18 protein-coding genes are annotated in these 20,585 nt (G+C 67.0%); 14 read left to right on the plus strand and 4 right to left on the minus strand.

Annotated features, from left to right (window positions below; translation table 11 throughout):
- The first annotated feature begins 148 nt into the window (after positions 1 to 148).
- The 11 genes from RT97_RS06415 (at position 149) to RT97_RS06465 (ending at position 14,517) form a co-directional block, all read left to right on the plus strand.
- Complete coding sequence (locus RT97_RS06415; protein ID WP_042577962.1) at positions 149 to 1,639, plus strand: efflux transporter outer membrane subunit; 1,491 nt, start codon at positions 149 to 151, stop codon at positions 1,637 to 1,639.
- A 4-nt stretch (positions 1,640 to 1,643) separates the two neighbouring features.
- Complete coding sequence (locus RT97_RS06420) at positions 1,644 to 2,861, plus strand: efflux RND transporter periplasmic adaptor subunit (RefSeq protein ID WP_042577963.1); 1,218 nt, start codon at positions 1,644 to 1,646, stop codon at positions 2,859 to 2,861.
- Positions 2,858 to 6,034 (plus strand): multidrug efflux RND transporter permease subunit, encoded by a 3,177-nt coding sequence (locus RT97_RS06425; RefSeq protein WP_042577964.1) that lies wholly within the window; start codon positions 2,858 to 2,860, stop codon positions 6,032 to 6,034. The genes RT97_RS06420 and RT97_RS06425 overlap by 4 nt, the downstream gene beginning before the upstream one ends.
- Before the next feature lie 29 nt (positions 6,035 to 6,063).
- Complete coding sequence (locus tag RT97_RS06430) at positions 6,064 to 6,783, plus strand: heavy metal response regulator transcription factor (RefSeq protein WP_042577965.1); 720 nt, start codon at positions 6,064 to 6,066, stop codon at positions 6,781 to 6,783.
- Positions 6,780 to 8,165, plus strand: a complete 1,386-nt coding sequence (locus tag RT97_RS06435; protein WP_080898208.1) for a heavy metal sensor histidine kinase — start codon at positions 6,780 to 6,782, stop codon at positions 8,163 to 8,165. Before RT97_RS06430 ends, RT97_RS06435 begins: the two co-directional genes overlap by 4 nt.
- A 198-nt stretch (positions 8,166 to 8,363) precedes the next feature.
- Positions 8,364 to 9,302 (plus strand): VTT domain-containing protein, encoded by a 939-nt coding sequence (locus RT97_RS06440; protein WP_042577966.1) that lies wholly within the window; start codon positions 8,364 to 8,366, stop codon positions 9,300 to 9,302.
- A gap of 128 nt (positions 9,303 to 9,430) precedes the next feature.
- Positions 9,431 to 10,708: an MFS transporter gene (locus tag RT97_RS06445; protein WP_367379257.1), complete on the plus strand. Its 1,278-nt coding sequence runs from the start codon at positions 9,431 to 9,433 to the stop codon at positions 10,706 to 10,708.
- Positions 10,709 to 10,730: 22 nt separating this feature from the next.
- Positions 10,731 to 11,717 (plus strand): hypothetical protein, encoded by a 987-nt coding sequence (locus RT97_RS06450; protein WP_042577967.1) that lies wholly within the window; start codon positions 10,731 to 10,733, stop codon positions 11,715 to 11,717.
- 45 nt (positions 11,718 to 11,762) lie between these two features.
- Entirely contained in the window at positions 11,763 to 13,133 is a 1,371-nt protein-coding gene (locus RT97_RS06455; protein ID WP_042577968.1) for a cache domain-containing protein, read from the plus strand.
- On the plus strand, positions 13,130 to 13,831 hold the full coding sequence (locus tag RT97_RS06460; protein ID WP_042577969.1) for a response regulator transcription factor: 702 nt from the start codon (positions 13,130 to 13,132) through the stop codon (positions 13,829 to 13,831). The genes RT97_RS06455 and RT97_RS06460 overlap by 4 nt, the downstream gene beginning before the upstream one ends.
- A 440-nt stretch (positions 13,832 to 14,271) precedes the next feature.
- Complete coding sequence (locus RT97_RS06465; RefSeq protein ID WP_042577970.1) at positions 14,272 to 14,517, plus strand: hypothetical protein; 246 nt, start codon at positions 14,272 to 14,274, stop codon at positions 14,515 to 14,517.
- Positions 14,518 to 14,979: 462 nt separating this feature from the next.
- Here RT97_RS06465 and RT97_RS06470 read toward each other — a convergent pair whose 3' ends face one another.
- Both RT97_RS06470 and RT97_RS33075 read right to left on the minus strand, forming a co-directional pair.
- Positions 14,980 to 15,645, minus strand: a complete 666-nt coding sequence (locus RT97_RS06470) for a tRNA-uridine aminocarboxypropyltransferase (RefSeq protein WP_042577971.1) — start codon at positions 15,643 to 15,645, stop codon at positions 14,980 to 14,982.
- 547 nt (positions 15,646 to 16,192) lie between these two features.
- Positions 16,193 to 16,528 (minus strand): DUF6959 family protein, encoded by a 336-nt coding sequence (locus tag RT97_RS33075; protein WP_155403755.1) that lies wholly within the window; start codon positions 16,526 to 16,528, stop codon positions 16,193 to 16,195.
- A gap of 570 nt (positions 16,529 to 17,098) precedes the next feature.
- Here RT97_RS33075 and RT97_RS06480 point away from each other — a divergent pair.
- Positions 17,099 to 17,752, plus strand: coding sequence for a DUF938 domain-containing protein (locus RT97_RS06480; protein ID WP_042577973.1), 654 nt, complete (start codon positions 17,099 to 17,101; stop codon positions 17,750 to 17,752).
- Positions 17,753 to 17,784: 32 nt separating this feature from the next.
- Here the strand turns inward: RT97_RS06480 and RT97_RS06485 are convergent, their stop codons facing one another.
- On the minus strand, positions 17,785 to 18,210 hold the full coding sequence (locus tag RT97_RS06485; protein ID WP_042577974.1) for a VOC family protein: 426 nt from the start codon (positions 18,208 to 18,210) through the stop codon (positions 17,785 to 17,787).
- Between the two features lie 122 nt (positions 18,211 to 18,332).
- On the opposite strand from RT97_RS06485, the gene RT97_RS06490 reads away from it, so the two are divergent.
- Positions 18,333 to 19,034 carry a helix-turn-helix transcriptional regulator gene (locus RT97_RS06490; protein WP_042577975.1) on the plus strand — a complete coding sequence of 234 codons (702 nt, stop codon included), beginning with the start codon at positions 18,333 to 18,335 and terminating at the stop codon, positions 19,032 to 19,034.
- A gap of 12 nt (positions 19,035 to 19,046) precedes the next feature.
- On the opposite strand, the gene RT97_RS06495 is transcribed toward RT97_RS06490, so the two are convergent.
- Entirely contained in the window at positions 19,047 to 19,337 is a 291-nt protein-coding gene (locus RT97_RS06495) for an excalibur calcium-binding domain-containing protein (protein WP_042577976.1), read from the minus strand.
- 103 nt (positions 19,338 to 19,440) lie between these two features.
- On the opposite strand from RT97_RS06495, the gene RT97_RS06500 reads away from it, so the two are divergent.
- On the plus strand, positions 19,441 to 20,544 hold the full coding sequence (locus RT97_RS06500; RefSeq protein WP_042577977.1) for an SMP-30/gluconolactonase/LRE family protein: 1,104 nt from the start codon (positions 19,441 to 19,443) through the stop codon (positions 20,542 to 20,544).
- The last annotated feature ends 41 nt before the right edge of the window (positions 20,545 to 20,585 follow it).

Below are 20,585 nucleotides of genomic sequence, written 5' to 3' on the forward strand. Positions count from 1 at the left end.
CTTTGAACAGCCGCTGCTGATGTTTGACAGGCCGCGAGCCCCCACCCCAGCCCTCCCCCGGAAGGGGAGGGAGCGAAACCGAAACTGTCAGAACTGTCAGTTAACCGACAGCGAAGGGTTGGAACCGGGTTCTTAGAGTGAACCCACCATGGTTCTCTCCCTTGTCCACTCCCCATCGCGCAGGGCGCTTGCACCGACAGCCGTTGCCCTCGCCGCACTGCTGCTCGCCGGTTGCGCCGTCGGCCCCGACTACGTGCGGCCTTCCATGGACCTGCCGGTCGCCTACAAGGAAGCCGGCCCTTGGAAGACCGCCACGCCGCAGCTGATCGACGCCGGCCACCCCTGGTGGGAGGCCTACGGCGACACCACGCTGAACGCGCTGGTCGTGCAGGCCAACGCCGCCAACCAGAACATCCGCGTCGCCGAAGCCCAGTACCGCGAGGCGCAGGCGATAGCAGCCGCGGCGCATGCGGGCTTCTTTCCGACCGTGGGCCTCGACGCAGGCGCCACCCGCGCCCAGACCAACAGCACCGGCGCCATCAAGCGCGCCAGCACCGACACGCTGGGCCTCGCGGCCAGCTGGGAGCCCGACCTCTGGGGCGCCGTGCGCCGCTCGGTCGAGGCCGGCAATGCCGACGCACAGGCCAGTGCCGACGACCTGGCCGGCGCGCGCCTGAGCATCCAGACCACGCTCGCGCAGGACTACCTGCAGATCCGCGTCATCGACCTGCAGCGCGACCTGTATGCCAGCACCACCGCGGCCTACGCCCGGGCGCTCGAACTCACGCAGCACCAGTACGCCGCAGGCACGGTGCTGCGCTCCGACGTGGCGCTCGCGGAGAGCCAGCTCAAGACCGCCGAAGCGCAGGCCGTCGATCTCGAAGCGCAGCGCAGCCAGCTCGAACATGCCGTCGCGGTGCTGACGGGGCAGGCGCCCGCATCGTTCACGCTCGCGCCGCTCGCTTCGTCCGCACAGGCGACACCCGCCTCGCTCTCGTCCACCGCCGCGCTGCGCGTGCAGCTCCCGGTCACGCCCGCGGGCCTGCCTTCGGAACTGCTCGAGCGCCGCCCCGACATCGCGGGCGCCGAGCGCCGCGTGCAGGCGGCCAACGCCAACATCGGCGTGGCCAAGGCCGCGTATTACCCGCAGATCGTGCTGAGCGCCAGCGGCGGCTTCAGCGCCGGCAATCTCGCCTCGCTCTTCAACACGCCGAGCCGCGTGTGGTCGCTCGGCGCCGCGCTCGCGCAGACGGTGTTCGACGGGGGCCTGCGCAAGGCCCACACCGACCAGGCCGTGGCTGCCTACGACGCCTCGGTCGCTCAATACAAGCAGACCGTGCTCGGCGGCTTCCAGCAGGTCGAGGACAACCTCGCGGCGCTGCGCGTGCTCGACCGCGAATCCACGCTGCAGGCGCAGGCCGTGCAGGCCTCGCAACTCGCAGAGCGCCTGGCGCTGAGCCAATACCGCGCCGGCACCGCCACGTACCTGAGCGTGGTCACGGCGCAGCAGCTTTCGCTCACCAACCAGCGCACCGCCGCGCAGGTGCTCGGCCGCCAGCTTGCGGCCAGCGTCTCGCTGATCGCGGCCACCGGCGGCGGCTGGAGTGCTGCCGCTGCTGAAACGACTTCCGGAAATTGATGCCATGACGACGACCACAACCCAAGCTCCTCTTCAGCGCCGCTCGACCTGGGTCGCGGCCGCCACGCTCGTGATCGTGCTGGGCGGCGGCGCCTGGGCGCTCAACCACAACAACGCCTTCGGCGCCAAGCCCGAGGCACCGAAAACACCTCCCGTGCAGGTGACGACCGCGCGCGTCACGCCGCAGAACGTGCAGGTCTACCGCTCGGGCATCGGCACCGTCGCCTCGATGGCCACGGTCACCGTCAAGGCGCGCATCGACGGGCAGCTCGACAAGGTCGGCTTCACCGAAGGGCAGGACGTGAAGGCCGGCCAACTGCTCGCGCAGCTGGACCCGCGCACGCTGCAGGCGCAGCTCGCGCAGGCGCAGGCGACCAAGGCGAAGGACGAGGCGCAACTGGCCAACGCGCGCGCGGACCTGAAGCGCTACACCACGTTGATCGCGCAGGACGCCGCCACGCAGCAGCAGGTCGATACGCAGAAGGCCCTCGTCAACCAGCTCGCCGCCACCGTGCAGACCGACGCCGCGCAGGTGCAGTACGCCGAGGTGCAACTGAGCTTCACCCGCATCGTCTCGCCGATGAACGGCCGCGTCGGCGCGCGGCTGGTGGACCCGGGCAACATCGTGCATGCGGCCGACGCCACCGGCCTGGTCGTCATCAACCAGATCGACCCGATCGCGGTGCAGTTCACGCTGCCCGAAGAGGCGGTACAGGACATCAACCGCGTGCAGCAGCAGAGCAACCAGCCGCTCGCGGTGGTGGCCTACGACCGCGCCGGCAACCAGATGCTGGGCGCCGGCAAGCTCATCCTGCTGAACAACCAGATCGACACCACCAACGGCACGGTGCAGCTCAAGGGCAGCTTCGCCAACCCGCAGCACACGCTGTGGCCCGGCCAGTACGTCAACGTGCGGCTGGACCTGGACCGCCGGCCCGATTCGCTCACCGTGCCCGCCGCCGCCGTGCAGCGCGGCCAGGACAGCACCTACATCTGGGTGGTCGATGCAGAGAACAAGGTCAGCAACGTGCCGGTGCATGTGCTGCAGATCGCCGACGGCGTGGCCGTGATCGACAAGGGCCTCGCAGCCGGCCAGCGCGTGGTGGTCGATGGGCAGTACAAGCTCAAGCCCGGCTCCAGCATCGTGGAGCCGCCGCCCGCCAGGAAGGCGGCCGCCGCCTCCACCACCAGCGGCACGACCCCCAGCGGGAGCGGCAATTGAGCATTTCCGCCGCCTTCATCAAGCGCCCGATCGGCACCACGCTGCTGGCGCTCGCCATCCTGCTGGTCGGTGCGGCGGTATTTCCGCTGCTGCCGGTGGCGCCGCTGCCGCAGGTCGACTTTCCGACGATCCAGGTCTCGGCCAACCTGCCGGGCGCGAGCCCGGAGACCATGGCGTCCAACGTGGCGCAGCCGCTGGAGCGGCAGTTCTCGCTCATTGCCGGCCTGTCGCAGATGACCTCGACCAGCGGCCTGGGCTCCACGCAGATCACGCTGCAGTTCGACCTGGACCGCAGCATCGATGCCGCCGCGCTCGACGTGCAGGCGGCCATCAACGCCTCCACCGGCCAGCTGCCGGCCAACCTGCCGAGCCCGCCGACGTTCCGCAAGGTGAACCCGGCCGACTCGCCGATCCTGATCCTCTCGGTGCAATCGAAGACGCTGCCGCTCACCGAGGTGAACGACTACGCCGACAACATCCTCGCGCAGCAGATCTCGCAGATCGCGGGCGTGGGCCTGGTGAACATCGGCGGTGCGCAGAAGCCCGCGGTGCGCGTGCAGCTCGACCCGACCAAGATGGCCGGGCTGGGCCTCAGCCTGGAGGACGTGCGCACCGTGCTCGCGTCGGCCACGGTGAACGCGCCCAAGGGCACGATCGACGGGCCGAACCAGAGCTTCACCGTCTACACCAACGACCAGCTGCTCAAGGCCCAGCCTTGGAACGACGTGCTGCTGGCCTACCGCAACGGCGCGCCGATCCGCGTGCGCGACATCGGCGTGGCGGTCGACGGCCCCGAGAACGCGAAGATTGCCGGCTGGGCCTATGCCGGCGCCGCGGCGCCCGAGGGCAGCACCGTGCAGAACGGCCGCTCCATCGTGCTGGCCATCACCAAGCAGCCCGGCGCCAACGTGATCGAGACGGTGGACCGCATCAACGCCGCGATGCCGCGCCTGAAGGCGTCGATTCCGCCGACGGTCGAGGTCAACGCGATCATCGACCGCACCCAGACCATCCGCGCCTCGGTGAAGGACGTGGAGTTCACGCTGCTCCTGACCATCGCGCTGGTGGTGGCCGTGATCTTCGTGTTCCTGCGCAACGTGCCGGCCACGCTGATTCCGAGCGTGACGGTGCCGCTCGCGCTCCTGGGCACGGTGGCGGTGATGTACCTGCTGGGGTACAGCCTGGACAACCTCTCGCTCATGGCGCTCACCATCGCGGTCGGCTTCGTGGTGGACGACGCCATCGTGATGCTGGAGAACATCTACCGCTACGTGGAAGAGGGCATGTCGCCGCTGGAGGCCGCGTACAAGGGCGCGGGCGAAATCGGCTTCACGATCATCTCGATCTCGGTGTCGCTCATCGCGGTGTTCATTCCGCTGCTGCTCATGGGCGGCATCGTGGGGCGGCTGTTCCGCGAGTTCGCGGTGACGGTCACGCTCACCATCGTGGTGTCGGTGGTCATCTCGCTCACGCTCACGCCGATGCTGTGCTCGCGCTTCTTGAAGAACGAGCACGCCCGCCAGCACGGCCGGCTCTACCAGCTGTTCGAGCGCGGCTTCGACGCCATGCTCAATGGCTACAAGCGCGGGCTGCACGTGGTGCTCGATCACCAGTTCATCACGCTGATGGTCTTCATCGCCACGGTGGCGGCCACGGGCTTCCTGTTCATGGTCATTCCCAAGGGCTTCTTCCCGCAGCAGGACACGGGCTTCATCTCGGGCTTTGCCGAGTCGGCGCAGGACGCCTCGTTCGCCTCGATGAACGCCCGCATGCTCGAGCTGGCCAACGTGGTGCGCAAGGACCCCGACGTGACCGGCTTCGGCATGAACGGAAGTTCGTCGACCTACAACACCGGCAACTTCTTCATCAGCCTGAAACCCAAGGACGAGGGCCGCAGCGCGACCGCCGACGAGATCATCACGCGGCTGCGCCCGCAGCTGGCCAAGGTGCAGGGAGTGAACCTGTTCCTGCAGGCCGGGCAGGACATCCGCGTGGGCGGCCGGTCGTCGCGCACGCAATACCAGTACACGGTGACCGACGCCAACCTGGACGAACTCAACACCTGGGCGCCCAAGCTGCTCGCGCGGTTCAGGGAGCTGCCCGAGATCACCGACCTCGCCTCGGACCAGCAGAACGCCGCCGCATCGGCCGTGCTCACGATCGACCGCGACCGGGCATCGAGCTTCGGCATTTCGCCCGCGACCATCGACGCGACGCTCTACGACGCGATCGGCCAGCGGCAGGTGGCGCAGTACTTCACCCAGCTCAACAGCTACCACGTGGTGCTGGAGGTCACGCCCGCGCTGCAGCAGGACCCGGCACTCTTCAGCAAGCTCTACCTCACCTCGCCGCTCACCGGCCAGCAGGTGCCGCTGTCGACCTTCGTGAAGGTGGACACCAGCAGGACCGCGTACCTCTCGATCAGCCACCAGGGCCAGTTCCCGGCGGTGACGATCTCGTTCAACCTTGCGCCGGGCCATGCGCTGGGCGATGCGGTGAATGCCATCAACAAGGCGCAGGCCGACATGGGCCTGCCGCAATCGCTCAGCGGTTCGTTCCAGGGCACGGCGCAGGCCTTCCAGGACTCGCTCTCGTCGCAGCCCTACCTCATTGCCGCGGCGCTGGTGGCGGTGTACATCGTGCTGGGCCTCCTGTACGAGAGCTACATCCACCCGCTCACGATTCTCTCGACGCTGCCCTCGGCCGGGGTGGGGGCGCTGCTGATCCTCATGGCGGGGGGCTACGACCTCAGCGTGATCGCGCTCATCGGCATCATCCTGCTCATCGGCATCGTGAAGAAGAACGGGATCATGATGATCGACTTCGCGCTCAAGGCCGAGCGCGAGCAGGGCATGGCGCCGCAGGAGGCGATCTACCAGGCGTGCCTGTTGCGCTTCCGCCCGATCATGATGACGACGATGTGCGCGCTGCTCTCGGGCCTGCCGCTGATGCTGGGCCACGGCTCGGGCTCGGAGCTGCGCCGGCCGCTGGGCTACGCGATGGTCGGCGGGCTGATACTCTCGCAGGCACTCACGCTGTTCACCACGCCGGTGGTCTACCTGTACCTGGACCGCGCCCACTACTGGTACCTGCGCCGCAAGGAAGCGCGCAAGGCCCGCAAGGCGGAAGCCAAGGGGCAAGAGACCCCGCCGGTGGCCGAAGCGCACGGCTGAGTGCCCGCCACATGGAGCGAGACAAGCACATGAAGATCCTGATTGTCGAAGACGAGCTGAGAACCGCGGACTACCTCTCCAAGGGGCTGACCGAGCAGGGCTGCACCGTCGACATGGCGCACAACGGCATCGACGGCCAGCACCTGGCGCTCACGCACGAATACGACGTGATCGTGCTGGACGTCATGCTGCCGGGGCAGGACGGCTTCGCGGTGCTGCGGGCGCTGCGCGCCGTCAAGGAAACGCCGGTCATCATGCTCACCGCGCGCGACCGCGTCGAAGACCGCATCAAGGGCCTGCACGAAGGCGCGGACGACTACCTCATCAAGCCCTTCTCGTTCCTCGAACTGCTCGCCCGCCTGCAGGCGCTCAACCGCCGCGGGCGCAAGCAGGAGCCCGTGCAAATGCGCATCGCCAACCTGCAGATCGACCTGCTCGCGCGCAAGGCGTTTCGAGGCACGACGCGCATCGACCTCACAGCCAAGGAGTTCGCGCTGCTCGCGGTGCTGGCGCGCCGCCAGGGCGAAATCCTTTCCAAGACCGCCATCGCCGAGCTGGTGTGGGACATGAACTTCGACAGCAACACCAACGTGGTCGAGGTGGCCATCAAGCGGCTGCGCGACAAGATCGATGCGCCCTTCAGCCCCAAGGTGCTGCACACCATCCGCGGCATGGGCTACGTGATGGAACTGCGAGACGCCCCGGCAGGCGGCGAGAGCGAAGCGCAAGGGGAGGGCGGCGCCCCGTGAAGCTCGCCAAGGGCTCCATCGCCGCGCGGCTGGTGGCGATGTTCGCGGTGGCGGCGCTCGCCACCTTCGCGCTCATCGGCGCCGCGCTGCACGGCGTGCTCGCGCGCGAGCTGGAGCGCCACCAGTACGAGGAGCTCGACACCACCGTCAAGAGCCTGCAGTTCTGGATCCAGGCCATCGGCACGCCCGAGCGCTGGTCGCGCGTGCAGGCCCGCATGGACGCGCTCACGCCCGAGGACGGCAGCGTGCGCTTCTGGGTGCTGAGCGACGACCCGCGCTTCCAGTACGGCAAGGGCCTCGCCGAAATCGACGGCCTCACCCGCGAGGCCAACGGCCGCAGCACCGACATCGTCTTGCCGGGGCAGGAGCGGCCGTTCCGCACGCTGTCGGTCCACATACCGCCGTTCGAGAGCCGGCCGGCGGTGCGGCTCATCGTGGGGCGCAACTCGGAGCCCTACGAGCGCACCCGCGAGACCTTCCTGACCGCGCTGCTCGCGCTCGGGCTGGGCGGCGTGCTGGTGGTGGCGCTCGCGGGCTACTGGATCGCGCGCCTCGGGCTGCGGCCGCTGGAGCGCCTGTCGGGCGAGGCGCAGGCGCTTCGGCCCAAGACGCTGTCGCAGCGCCTGCAGACCACGGCGCTGCCGGTCGAACTCTCGGCGCTCGCCGAGGCCTTCAACGGCGCGCTCGCCCGGCTCGAAGAGGCGTACGGCCAGCTGGAGGCCTTCAACGCCGACGTGGCGCACGAGCTGCGCACGCCGCTGGCCAACCTCATCGGCAGCACGCAGGTCGCGCTCTCGCGCCAGCGCAGCGCGGGCGATTTCGAGGAGGTGCTGCAGGCCAACCTCGAAGACCTGGAGCGGCTGCGCTCCATCGTCAACGACATGCTCTTTCTCGCGCGGGCCGACCGCGGCGAGGTGGCCACCGGCCTCGTGCTCACGCCCGTGGCAGAGGAGGTGCGCAAGACCATCGACTTCTTCGAGTTCGTGCTCGACGAGAGCGGCTCGCAGGTCGGCATCGCGGGCGACGTGCAGGCCGAGGCGCGGCTGGAGAGCGCGCTGTTCCGCCGCGCCATGTCGAACCTGCTGCAGAACGCCATCGAGCACTCGCAGCCGGGCGCGCAGATCACCGTCACGCTGCGGGAGGAACCCGAGGCGACATGGATCGCCGTGTCGAACCCCGGCGCGGCCATCGGCGAGCTGCACCTGCAGCACCTGTTCGATCGCTTCTACCGCGTGGACGCTTCGCGCAACGACAGCGGCGAGCACCACGGCCACGGCCTGGGCCTGGCCATCGTGAAGGCTGTGGCCAGCATGCATGGCGGGCAGGTCAGCGCTTCGAGCGAAGGCGGGGTGAACACCTTCGCTTTCAGCGTTGCACGCTGACTCCCCCAGGCTTGCCCTCTTCGCGTGGCCGCCAACCCCCTCACCGGGGTCGATACCAGCGGCCCGGCAGGGCCGGTTCCGCGGTATCCCGGGAATGCCCGTCGGGCGATACGTTCTTGGGCCATGCCGGACAATCGGGGTTCGCATGAACCCCGCTCCCACCCCGCAATTGCTTCGCGCATCGACCGAAAGGCTGGCATGGCACAGCTGATGTCGCTGCTGGTGCAGAACGCGATCCTGGTGGTGTTCGTCGCCAGCTTTGCCGCACGCCTGGGCCTGCCGGTGCCGGCCGCCGCGGTGCTGGTGGTCACGGGCGCGCTGCTGGCGGCGGGCGATGTGTCGGTCGTCGGCGTGGTGCTCGCCGCGGTCGTCGCCAACCTGCTGGGCGACGGCGCATGGTTCTACGCGGGCCGCCGTTTCGGCTACCGCTTCATGCGCCTCCTGTGCCGCATCACGCTGTCGCCCGACTCGTGCGTGCGGCGCGGCGAATCGCTCATCACCGACTGGGGCGGCATGTCGCTCGTGGCGGCCAAGTTCGTGCCGGGCGTGTCGGTGGTGGCACCGCCGATGGCCGGCGCGCTGGGCATGTCGGTGCGCCGCTTCATCGGCTTCGACGTGGGCGCCGCACTCATCTGGACGGGCCTGTTCCTCGGCCTCGGCTGGGTCTTCCGCGACCAGATCCAGGAAGTGCTCGCCGTGCTGGCCCAGGCCGGCGGCATCGCCACCGCCGCGGTCGCGGTGCTGCTGCTGGTGATCCTGGCCGTGCGCTACTGGCGCCGCCGCGCGTTCATGCGCCTGACCGGCATGCCGCGCATCTCGGTGGACGAGCTGCACGACATGCTGAGCGGCGACGCGCCTCCGCTCATCATCGACGTGCGCGGCAAGGCCGGCGTGCAGGTCGATCCGCGCCGCATTCCGGGTGCGCTGCCCTACACGCTCAAGGCGCTGCAGCACCGGCACCTGGACCTCGCGATCGATCCGAACCGCGACGTGGTGCTGTACTGCAACTGCCCTAACGAGGTGTCGGCCGCGCAGGCCGCGCGCGTGCTGCTGGCGCGCGGGGCGCGGCGCGCCTTGCCGCTCACCGGCGGGCTCGACGCCTGGGTGGCCGCGGGCCGGCCCACCAGCCTTCACTGACGGCCCACGACGTTTGAGCCTGCGCCTGCAGGAATCGAACTCGCGTGCTAAGGTGCCCCGGGCCCGGGTTAACCCTTGGCACCCCCCTCTTTCCGTTCTCTCCGCTCGCCCAGTTACCGAGGCCTCCAGTGCCACTCCCCGACGCTCCCACCCCCACCGCGGCGACCATCGCCCGGGCCGACAAGGCCCACCGTGCCAGCCATGGCGGCGCCGGCTCCGCCCCCACGCTGACCCCGGCGCTCACCTTCGTCTTCGCCGTGGCCTGCGGCCTGTGCGTGGCCAACATCTACTACGCCCAACCGCTGATCGGCCCGATCTCCGACGCGCTCGATCTTCACGCCGGCCTGGCCGGCCTGATCATGACGTTGACCCAGCTCGGCTACGGCGCGGGCCTGCTGCTGCTGGTGCCGCTGGCCGACGTCGTCGAGAACCGCCGGCTGGTCATCGGCGCGCTGTTCGGCGCGGTCGCCGGGCTCGTGGGCATCGCGCTCTCGAACTCGGCCGCCACTTTCCTGGCGGCTTCGTTCGTGGTCGGTGCCTGCGCGGTCGCGGCGCAGGTGCTGCTGCCCTTTGCCTCGCACCTGGCGCCCGAGGCCACGCGTGGCAAGGTGGTCGGCAACATCATGGCGGGCCTCCTGGGCGGGATCATGCTGTCGCGCCCCTTCGCCAGCATGGTGGCCGCGAGCCTCGGCTGGCGCGCGCTCTTCTGGATCTCGGCCGTGCTGATGGCCACGCTCATCGCCGTGCTGTGGCGCGTGCTGCCCGAGCGCAGGCCGCACGCGTCGGTCGGCTATGCGCGAACCATGGCGTCGCTGCCCGGCATCGTGTGGAACACGCCGCTCCTGCGCCGGCGCGGCTGGTACCAGGGAATGATGTTCGCGGCTTTCCAGGCCTTCTGGACCGCCGTGCCGCTGGCGCTGGTGCACGAGTTCGGCATGGGGCAACGCGGCATCGGCCTCTTCGCACTCGCGGGTGCGGCGGGCGCCTTGCTCGCGCCAGTGGCCGGCCGCCTGGCCGACCGCGGGCTGACGCGGCCCGCGACGGGCGCGGCCATCGTCGTCGCGCTGCTCTCGTTCGTGCTCGGCGCCGTGTCGATGCACTTCCATTCGCTGGCCGGGCTGGTCGCGGCGGGCATCCTGCTCGATGGGGCGGTGCAGCTGTGCCAGGTGCTGAATTTCCGCAGCCTCTTCATGCTCGCGCCCGAGCTGCGCGGCCGGCTCAACGGCCTGTTCATGACGTTCATCTTCATCTGCGCGGCCGTCGCTTCGGGCATTGCGGCGGCGGTGTATGCGTTCCATGGCTGGACCGGGCTGTGCCTGCTGGGCGGCGGGTTCGTGTCGCTGGCGTTGCTGCTGTACCTCACCGAATTCCGTCGCCGGCCCCTGCCCGCCGTGGTCGGCGGATAAGCGTAGCTGCTGCCGGCACGCCATGACTTCACCGGTCTTCTCGCGAACGATCCCCGTCACCCAGATGGACGCCCGCGGCATCGGGGCGATCGTGGTGCTCTGCACGGCCTACTCCTTCCTCATGGTGATGGGAACCGCATGGCTCTTCGACGAAGACGCCACCGGTTGGCGCGCCGTGCTGAGCACCGTCGCGCTGCTGGTGCTCATTGCCGTGTGGATGGTCGGCCTGCTCGTCGTTGCCGCTGCATGGATCTGGGTCGAAGAGCGCTGGCTCGCCTCGGTCAAGCGCCGGCCGAAGGCGTTCAGCGGGAGCGCCCAGGTCGACATCGGCGAGAACGGCCTGTCGGTGCAAGGGCTCGGCCATGTGGGCTGGATCGACGTGCTGGCCATCGAAGGCATTCCCGACAGCGACAACTACCTGGTCGTTCACACCCGCCCCTTCGCCAAGCTGATGCTCACGGCGCCCGTCGATGAACTGGCGCCGGTCATCAACCATTACCTCGCGCTGAAGAGCGATGCGGGGTCGATGCCTGCGGGCATCCTGCAAAGCCGCGCCATCGTTTTCTGCTGGCGATGCTTTGTCGCGTGGATCGTGGCGGGGTATGCGCTCGCCGCCGCTGCGGGCGTGGCGTTGGTCGTGTACGCCCCCGACGTCGGCTTCCTGAAGACCGTGGTGGCGCTCTGCGTGCTGATGCCGATGATCGCGTGGCTGGTCTGGGCCTTTCCCTTTGCGCAGATCGGCATCCTGTCGCAATCGCGGGTGCGCGCCTTCGAACTCGACGGCACGCGGCTGCGCAGCATCGACGGCGCATGGCATTCCGACCTGCGGGACGCCCGCGCCAGCCATCGCCATGCCAGTGGCCTCGGCTACGAATTCGACTTCCTGGCCATACGGCCGAAGGCGGGGAAAAACCTGGACCTGTTGCTCGAAGGCGGTGCCGACCAGGAGGCGCTGCTCGAAGCCCTGCGCGAGCGTGGCGTGCTGCCGCGGGCCCACCTCGAACGCTGAGCCGGAGCGCCCGCGGCCGGGCCCCGGTGGTAGGCTTCGCCCCCGATGAACCTCCGCACCAAGATCGTCGCGCTGGCCGTGGCCCCGCTGCTCGTCGCACTGGTGCTCGTGGCCCTCGCGGTGCGTCACCAGGAGCACGACCTCGCGCAGCGCGAGCGCGCGCTCATCGAGCGCAGCTACATGGCCCAGCGCCGTAGCGAACTGCGCAGCTACGTCGAGCTGGCCGTGAGCAACCTGCGCCCGCTGTACGACTCGGGCCTGGACGACGACGCCACCCGCAACGAGGCGCTGCGCCGCCTGGCCGCGCTCGACTACGGCGACGACGGCTACTTCTTCGTGTACGACCTGGAAGGCAACTCCCTCATGCATTCGCGCCAGCCCGAGCTGGTCGGCCAGAACCTCTGGGGCATGCGCGATTCGAAGGGGCGCTTCACCATCCAGGACCTCATCAAGGGCGCGAAGGACAACGGCGGCGCCTACGTCGAATACGAATGGCGCAAGCCCTCCAGCGCGCAGATGGCGCCCAAGCTCGGCTACGTCACGGCGCTGCCGCGCTGGAACTGGATGGTCGGCACCGGCCTGTACCTGGACGACATCGAATCGACCATGGACGCGCTCGACAAGCAGATGAACGCCAACGTCACCGCCACGCTGCTGTGGATTGCCGGCATCGCGGCGCTGTGCCTGGGCGTGGTGAGCGCGGCGGGCCTCTTCCTGAACCTGAGCGAACACCGCGTGGCCGAAGCCAAGCTGCGGCTCCTGGCGCGCCGCGTGGTGCAGTCGCAGGAAGAAGAGCGCGGCCACCTCGCGCGCGAGCTGCACGACGGCACCAGCCAGACGCTGGTGTCGGCCAAGCTCCTGATCGAATCGGCCGTCGATGCGCTCGGCCGCGACCACCACGCCGCGCCGCCCGCGCTCGGCAAGGCGCTGCAGCGCCTGAATGATTCGCTCACCGAAGTGCGCCGCATCTCGCACCGCCTGCGCCCCGCGCTGCTCGACACGCTCGGCCTCCCTGCCGCGCTGGAGCGCCTGGGCGAGGAGTTCGGCGAAGAGGGCAGCATCGATGCTTCCATCATGGTCGAGGGCGAGCCCTTCGAGCTGTCGCAAGAGGCCAAGACCGCGCTCTTTCGCGTGACGCAAGAGGCGCTCACCAACGTGCGCAAGCACGCCGAGGCGCACCGCGTGCACATCTCGCTGGGCTTTACCGACGACGCCGTGCGCCTGGAGGTGAGCGACGACGGCGTGGGCTTCGACGTCGAGGCGATGCAGCTCGACCCGCGCCACGGCATTGGCCTGCGCAACATGCGCGAGCGCATCGAGGCCATCGGCGGGCGCCTGGCGATGCGCTCGGGACGCGGCCATACATCCATCGTGGCCGAGGTGCCGGCCCGCAGCGCGAGGCCCGAATCCGAATGACGACAGCAGCAGCACCACCCCCAGCGCAGCCGCCCACACAGCAGCCACCCGGGCCCATCCGCCTCTTCATCGTGGACGACCACCCGCTCGTGCGCGACGGCCTGCGCGCGCGCCTGGGCGCCATGCCCAACCTGGAGATCGTCGGCGAGGCCGGCAGCGGCGCCGAGGCGCTCGCGCTCCTGGACACGCTGCGGTGCGACCTCATGCTGGTCGATGTCGGCATGAAGGACATGAACGGCATCGACCTTGCCGCGCTGGTGCTGCAACGCGATCAACCCCAAGCGCCATCGCATCCCGCGCCGCACATCGTGATGCTCAGCATGTACGACAACCCCGAGTACGTGCAGAAGGCCATGCAGGTGGGCGCGCGCGGCTACGTGCTGAAGGACGCGCCCGCGGCCGAGATCGTGGCCGCCATCGAGGCGGTGTCGGCGGGCGGCACGTTCCTCAGTCCGGCCGTCTCGAAGAAGCTCTTTCGCAACCAGGCGCCGCGCCCGCTGCTCACGCCGCGCGAGAGCGAGATCCTCACCGCGCTTGGCCGGGGCGAATCGAGCAAGCAGATTGCACGCGACCTGGGCCTGAGCGTGCGCACGGTGGAGGCGCACCGCCAGAGCATCAAGCGGCGGCTGGGCATCGAAGGGCAGGCGGAGCTCATCAAGTACGCGGTGGAGCATGCGCGGGAGTTCGGGCAGGGGTGATTGGCTGGTTGGTTGGTCGATCGATCGCGGCTGGCTGATTGCCTGTGGCGGACGCGCCGTCTTTTGCTGCCGCCGATGCTGCGAAAAGTGAACTGCAGAAGCTCACTGTCAGGGCTTTGTGTATTGCCGCTTTTGCGCCGTGAATAGCTGCCCAATTCGAGAACTACTCGGCAGATTTTTTTGCTGCGCGGGGCTGGGGTTCTCTACAGTGAATGCCCTTGTGACCCGGCGGCCCACCTCGTGGGCGACGAAGGCAGCACAAATCAACACCATCGACCAAAGAGACCAATGAGCAGATGAACCGCTTCGCTTCACGGCGGGCTGTCGCGGCGATGAGCAGCGATGCGAACGTGAGGCACAAAAGGCGACGGCCACGGTGCGCGAACACCGTGACCGTCTAACCAAATGACGTGCACAACCTTTTAACGAAAGCACACCACATGGCTGATCGAATTATGTCCCGGGGCCCCGGGCAGGACTCTCCCAACACATCCGCACAAACTGCATCGGATCTACTTGAGAACAAGCTGGAGCAACTGCACACGCTGCTGTGGTGCTGTTATGGCTCCGACAATGGGTGGTTCGAAGAGGTGGGGCCCGCGCATCGGGAGAACCTGGTATGGCTTGCTTCTGATCTCGCGCAGGAGGCGAGGGCGCTGTATCAGGAGGTGGGGCCGATCGGGTAAGGGCTCGGGGCGCCAATGTTCATTCCGGCTTGGCGCCCACCTTGGATTTTGAACGGGGCTCGCTATGACGTTCGCGACCTGCGGAGGCGGCGAACGCAGAAATCGAGGCAACGGGAATGCGCCTGATGTGCTCCCGTTCACAAGCGACGCACTTGAAATCATCAAGGCCAACTCAGACCGTCGAGCGGACTTCGAGGAAGCCTTCCTTCATAGGGGCGGGGACTCCCCGACGGAGTTTGTTGAGCTGTGCATGCATGCGCTCCGCTGGCCGAACGTGCAACAAGGGTTCGAGCGGTCATCCCACCGGGCTGTGGACAGCAATGACGGGCGAGCGGAGCAGGTTTACAGAGGCACTACCTCGAGGCGTTGCAAGATGACTGGGATACGGAGGAGTTTTATGGAGACTGCATTTCCAGCCTTCATGCCAAGTCGCCTGACGGCCAAAACCTGCCATTTAGCTGGTCACTTGAATGAACCTCGCAACCTTGCTCGAGGGCAGGGCTCGCCAGTTTGCGCGTTTCGCTGTCCGCCAGCCTGCGCCAAGTGCTCTACAAACCCGTCGAAGGCATCCAACAAGGGCTGGAACCGCGCCGCACCGCCTTCCAGTTGGCCCAACGCGTAGCAGGTCGCCTCCAGCGTGGACAGTTGATCGGGCCCATGGGCTTTGCGGACACGGTAGTGAGAAGGCGGCAGGTTGCGCAGGGCCAATCGGGGCAACTGTTGCAGTGGCGGGCTTTGGTAGAGCATCTTTCGGCTTTTGCGCCAGGTGCCGTCCAGCACGACCAGGCGCAGGCGCGATGGGGCCTGCGGCCACTCGGGCGGTGGCGGGGGTGGGACCCGCAGGTCCGGGGCGGTATCTTGCAGACTGTCCGGGTACAGCAGCAGCGTGTGCTTGCCGTCCACCGGCCAGACCGGCACCGCAAATGATTCACCCACCACCAAGCGGCAGTGCGCCAAGCTGAGGTGCAGCAGGCGGGCACTGCCTTTGGCCTGGTGTATCTCCAGCGGGTGCTGTAGCACCAGTACCTCCACCGTGTGGGCGGTGGGCGCGATCCAGCGGCAAATGCAGGCGCTGAGCGGGCGCAGGCACGCGGTGCACTGGGGGCGTGGGACTAAAGCGGCGGACATGGCTGGATTTTTTTCAGCGTGCCTGGCTAGACAATGCGTGGAAGGAGATGGCGATTAGCTTTGACGCGATGACAGGCAGGTTTGGACAATGTCAGAGGACCGCATTGGGCCCGAAGCAGACGGTGGACGTCCTCCTTTGCCGACGTTCAACCGCTAGGACTTTGACGATTCGTTTGAATGAAGACGAGTACCTACGCCGAAGCTCTGACAAGGAGACCAACCCAACCCTGCGAAAGGCTTCGTCGAGAGACTCGACTTGTTCTGACGGAATGCGGCCTAGTTCTTCGAGAATGTCATTGGTCGCCATGCGCAAGCCTTCAAGCGCTTTCGACCTTCCATACTTCTCGATGATGTCGATGCAAACGTCCGCCATCTTCGGTGAATTTGCGACAGGTTTTGTGACCTGCGTGGAGTAGAAGTCGACGAAAGCATAGAGTTCTTGAAACTCGCGCTCGCGTGCTGCAGAAAGTGGTCGAGGCATAGCAATTGCGTTGGTAGTCGGAGGTTTGCAATTGTCCGTACACGAACATCGTACCGTCGGCCCGCTTCATTGATCGCTGGCAGCGTCCTGTTCGACCAGGACAACTAGATCAGAAGGCGCAGCGATTCTCATATACGGCAAATCAATTCCGCTTTCCTTCAGTGTTGACTGATAGTGAAGCAGGCGGGAGAGCAGCGCCTCTTGCAGCCCTTGGGCCAGCCAACGCACATCGTCGTTCGCATCGCTATTCGCCTCAATCCACTGAGAAAGTTGCCGAGCGTCCGCACAAAGAATTGACAGTGAATCTCCTTGAATTACAGAGCCGGGAAACCTACGACCTGGCGTTTGAACAACAGCTTGATTCGAAGCGTCAGAGTAAACCGCAAGTTCGACCTTCACCATCGGGAGTTCCTTTATCTATGTTGCAAAAAATGTCCGCTCCTGGGCGGCAATGTGCCAACACGGCGAGCGACCGGTTGTGGCCGTTCTACGACTTAGTGGGCAAGGTTCTTACTTGGCCTTGACGGACGAGAAAGTCCTTTGTGGCCCGAGCGAGGGAATCGTCCTCAATGATGTGTGCCATGAGTTGACCGGCCTCGTTCTCGTAGCACGGTAGCAGTCCGTTCAGCACGAAGTACCGTCTCCACGCTATGCCGCCACGCTGCAAGTCGGCTATGACTACTTCGTCAGAATGTTCCATTGCGGTGTTGAATTTGCGGGGGGATCGGACTGACCGGTTCTGGCCGATAGTACCCATTCACCACATGGCACCAAAAATCAGCAGCCGGCCTGAAGCGGCCTCTTGCGTAGCCGGTAAATAGCCCGCAAGACCGTCTTGTACTTCAGGTCGAAAGCCACGCGCCTCGTGCTTCGGTGCCTTGTAAGATTCACGCGCATGTGACCGTGGCGATTGAAAAAAGAAGTGCGCCGCCGCCATCGCGCGGGTACTCCAGCTAGATGCTTTCTCTTCAAATGCCCGACCTTCCCTACAGCCCAGCCGCCGACCGCAACAAACAGCCGATCCTCGATGCACTGACCCGCATCATCGGCGGGCAAGGCACCGTCCTGGAAATCGCTTCCGGCACCGGCCAGCACGCCGCCTTCTTCGCCACCTCCATGCCCCAATGGACCTGGCAACCCACCGACGCAGACCCCCGCACGCTCCCCGCCCTCGCAGCCCGAGTCGCAGAAGCCGCACTCCCCAATCTCCGCCCACCGCTCCTCCTGGACGTGATGTCGCCTCAATGGCCGTCGCAGGGCCACGCGTTCGCTAAGGAAGATGTAGGAAGAGAAGGAGGCGAGGGCGAAGAACAAAAGTTCGACGCCATCTACTGCGCCAACATGCTGCACATCGCGCCGTGGCCCACATGCGCCGCCCTGATGCAAGGCGCCGCGCGGCATCTGCGCTCTGGCGGGTTGCTGATCACCTACGGGCCTTACCTCGAAGTCGATGTGCCGACCGCGACAAGCAACACGGCGTTCGACGAAGACCTGCGCGCCCGCAATGCCGCTTGGGGCATCCGCCGCCTGGACGACGTGGCGGCGGAGGCGCGCCGCGCAGGCCTCGCGTTGCGCGAGCGGCATGCGATGCCCGCGAACAACCTGCTGCTGGTGTTCGGCTTCTAAAGCCGAAGGATCAAAAGGAAAAAAAGATCCGCTCAGGCCGGGTTGTACTGCGCGGCCACGTCCAGCACCCACACCACCCCGAACCGGTCCTTCAACATCCCGTACAGCGCGGACCACTGCGAAGCGGCAATCGGCTGCAGCACCGTCGAGCCCTCGGCCAGCTTCTCCCACAACGAAGCGATCTCTTGCGCCGTCTCGCCGCGCACCGAAACGTAGAACGCCTTGTCGCCCTGGTTCCACGGCGTGCCCACCGGCACGTCGAACGCCATCACGCAGAACCCGCTGTCGGCCGCGACCTGGCCCCACACCACGCGGTCGGCATCGGCCGGGTCTTGCACGTGCCCCATGTCCTTGTACGTGACGACCTGCATCTGCCCACCGAAGACGGATTGATAAAACGCAAGTGCCTCTCGGGCGTTGCCTTGAAGATTGATATGGGTCACTGCTTTGACTGACATGGCTGGCTTTCTCTTTCTCTTGGATGACGGTTAGCGAAATTGCTGCTGTTACTCTAGCCAGCACACCTGCCAATTCCTGGCAGTTGCTGACCCCGCCCGCCCCGACGCCAACTCCGCAATCCATGGCCCGCCCCGATCGTCTTTTCCGCCTGCTCCAGGCGCTGCGCACGCTGCCCGCGCCCGTCACCGCCGCCGTGCTGGCAGCGGAGACGGGCGTGTCGGTACGCTCGATCTACCGCGACATCGAGAGCCTGCGCACGGCCGGTGCCGACATCGGCGGGGAGCGCGGCTACGGCTATTGCCTCATCGAAGACGGCACGCTTCCGCCGCAGGCCTTCAGCCGCATCGAGATCGAGGCGCTCGCGCTGGGCCTGGCCGAGGTGCGGCACATGGGCGACCCGGCACTGGCCAAGGCGGCCGCCGGCGTGCTGGCCAAGGTGGCGGCGACGCTGCCGTCGACGAGCCAGCAGCACATCCTTCATGCCGTCTCCAAGGTGCATCGCTTCGACGACGGCGAGCAGCGCTATCCGCCACTGCCCCACATTCCCGACATGCGCGTCATCCGCGAGGGTTGCTGGCGCGAAGAAGCCCTGCTGATCCGCTACGCCGACAGGAAGGGCGAAGCCACCGAAAGAAAGATCTGGCCGCTCGCGATCGTGTATCTCGACAAGATGCTCGTGGTGCTTTCGTGGTGCTGCCTGCGCGAGGATTTCCGGATGTTCCGCGCCGAGCGCATTCAGGAGGTGCAGGCCACGGGGGCCAGCTTCAGGCCGCAGCGGGTTGCGTTGCTGCGGCAGTATCTGGCCGAGTTGGCGGAGCGGTAGGGCCTGTTCGATTCAACGACACCATTGCTGCTCGCAAGGCACACCGTCGTTGTTCCCATCCATCTTCACGCCGGGGCAATTCTTCAGAAAGTAGGTGGCCTCCGCGCACGAGGTCATCTGGGAGCAGTACTTGCGCCCATCGCAAGAGAAACTCGCCGTTGAAGGCGCAGCGCTGGGCTTGCTGGAGAAATTGAGCGCCGCCGGCTGCTCGCCTTGCACGGCCGAAAGTTTTTTCGCCTGGTAGTGCTCATAGCCTTTCCAGGCGCCGAAAGCCAAAAGCGCAATCACGAGCAGTCGCATCATGTTCGGTCTCCTCCGCCTCCGGGCGTGTGTGCGCGAGCTTACTTGAGCCCCGCGAAAACAGCCAGAATCGCACCTCCTTCCAAGAGCGAAGAAGAACAGACACATGCTGAAGAAAACCCTCGCCCTGCTCGGCCTCCTGCTGCTCGCAGCCATCGCCTACCTCGCCCTCTGGCCCGTCCCCGTCAAGCCCGTCGTGTGGTCCGCTCCCGCCGACCCCGGCTACACCGGCGCCTTCGCGGTGAATGACCATCTGGCCCAGCTCAACATGATCGACCTTGGCCGCGAGGAGGGCCCCGAGCACATCGCCATCGGCCCCGACGGCAAGCTCTACACCACGGTGCTGAGCGGCAACATCCTTCGCATGAAGCTCGACGGCACCGCGCAGGAAGTGTTCGTCAACACGGGTGGGCGCGTGCTCGGTTTCGACTTCGATGCGAGCGGCAATCTCATCGCGGCCGACGCCATCAAGGGGCTGTTGTCGGTGAGCCCTTCGAAGCAGATCACCGTGCTCACCAACCAGGTCGACGGCCAGCCGATCCGCTATGCCGACGGCGTGGTGGTGGCGCGCAGCGGCACGATGTATTTCACCGATGCATCGACGCGGTTCTCGCCGGCCGAATGGGGCGGCACCTTCGAGGCGAGCGTGCTCGACATCCTCGAGCAATCCGCCACGGGCCGCGTGCTGGCCTACGACCCGGCCACCAAGACGACGCGCGTGGTCGCGCGCGGCCTGGCGTTCGCGAACGGCATCGCATTGAGCGCCGACGAGAAGAGCCTCTTCGTCGCCGAGACCGGCAAGTACCGGGTCTGGAAGATCGGCATCGACGCCAGCAATCTCGACGTGGCTGCCGGCAACAGTCCGCAGGCCGCGGTGCTGCTCGACAACCTGCCCGGCTACCCCGACAACCTCATGCGCGGGCTCGATGGCAAGATCTGGGTGGGCCTGGTGAAGCCGCGCAACCCGACCATCGACAAGCTCGCCGGCAAGCCGTTCCTGCGCAGCTTGACGATGCGCCTGCCTCGCGCGCTGTGGCCGGTGCCCAAGGCCTACGGCCACGTGGTGGCGTTCAGCGAAGACGGCAAGGTGCTCGCGAGCCTGCAGGACGCGACGGGCGCCTACCCCGAGACGACCGCCGTGACCGAGACGCGTGAGCGGCTCTATGTGCAGAGCCTGCATGCGAAGGGGCTGGGCTGGCTGAAACGCTAGCGGCGGTCGCGCGCCCTTGGGCCGAAGGCGCGCGAACAGCA

It is taken from the genome of Variovorax paradoxus, assembly GCF_000834655.1.
GTDB lineage: Bacteria > Pseudomonadota > Gammaproteobacteria > Burkholderiales > Burkholderiaceae_C > Variovorax > Variovorax paradoxus_F.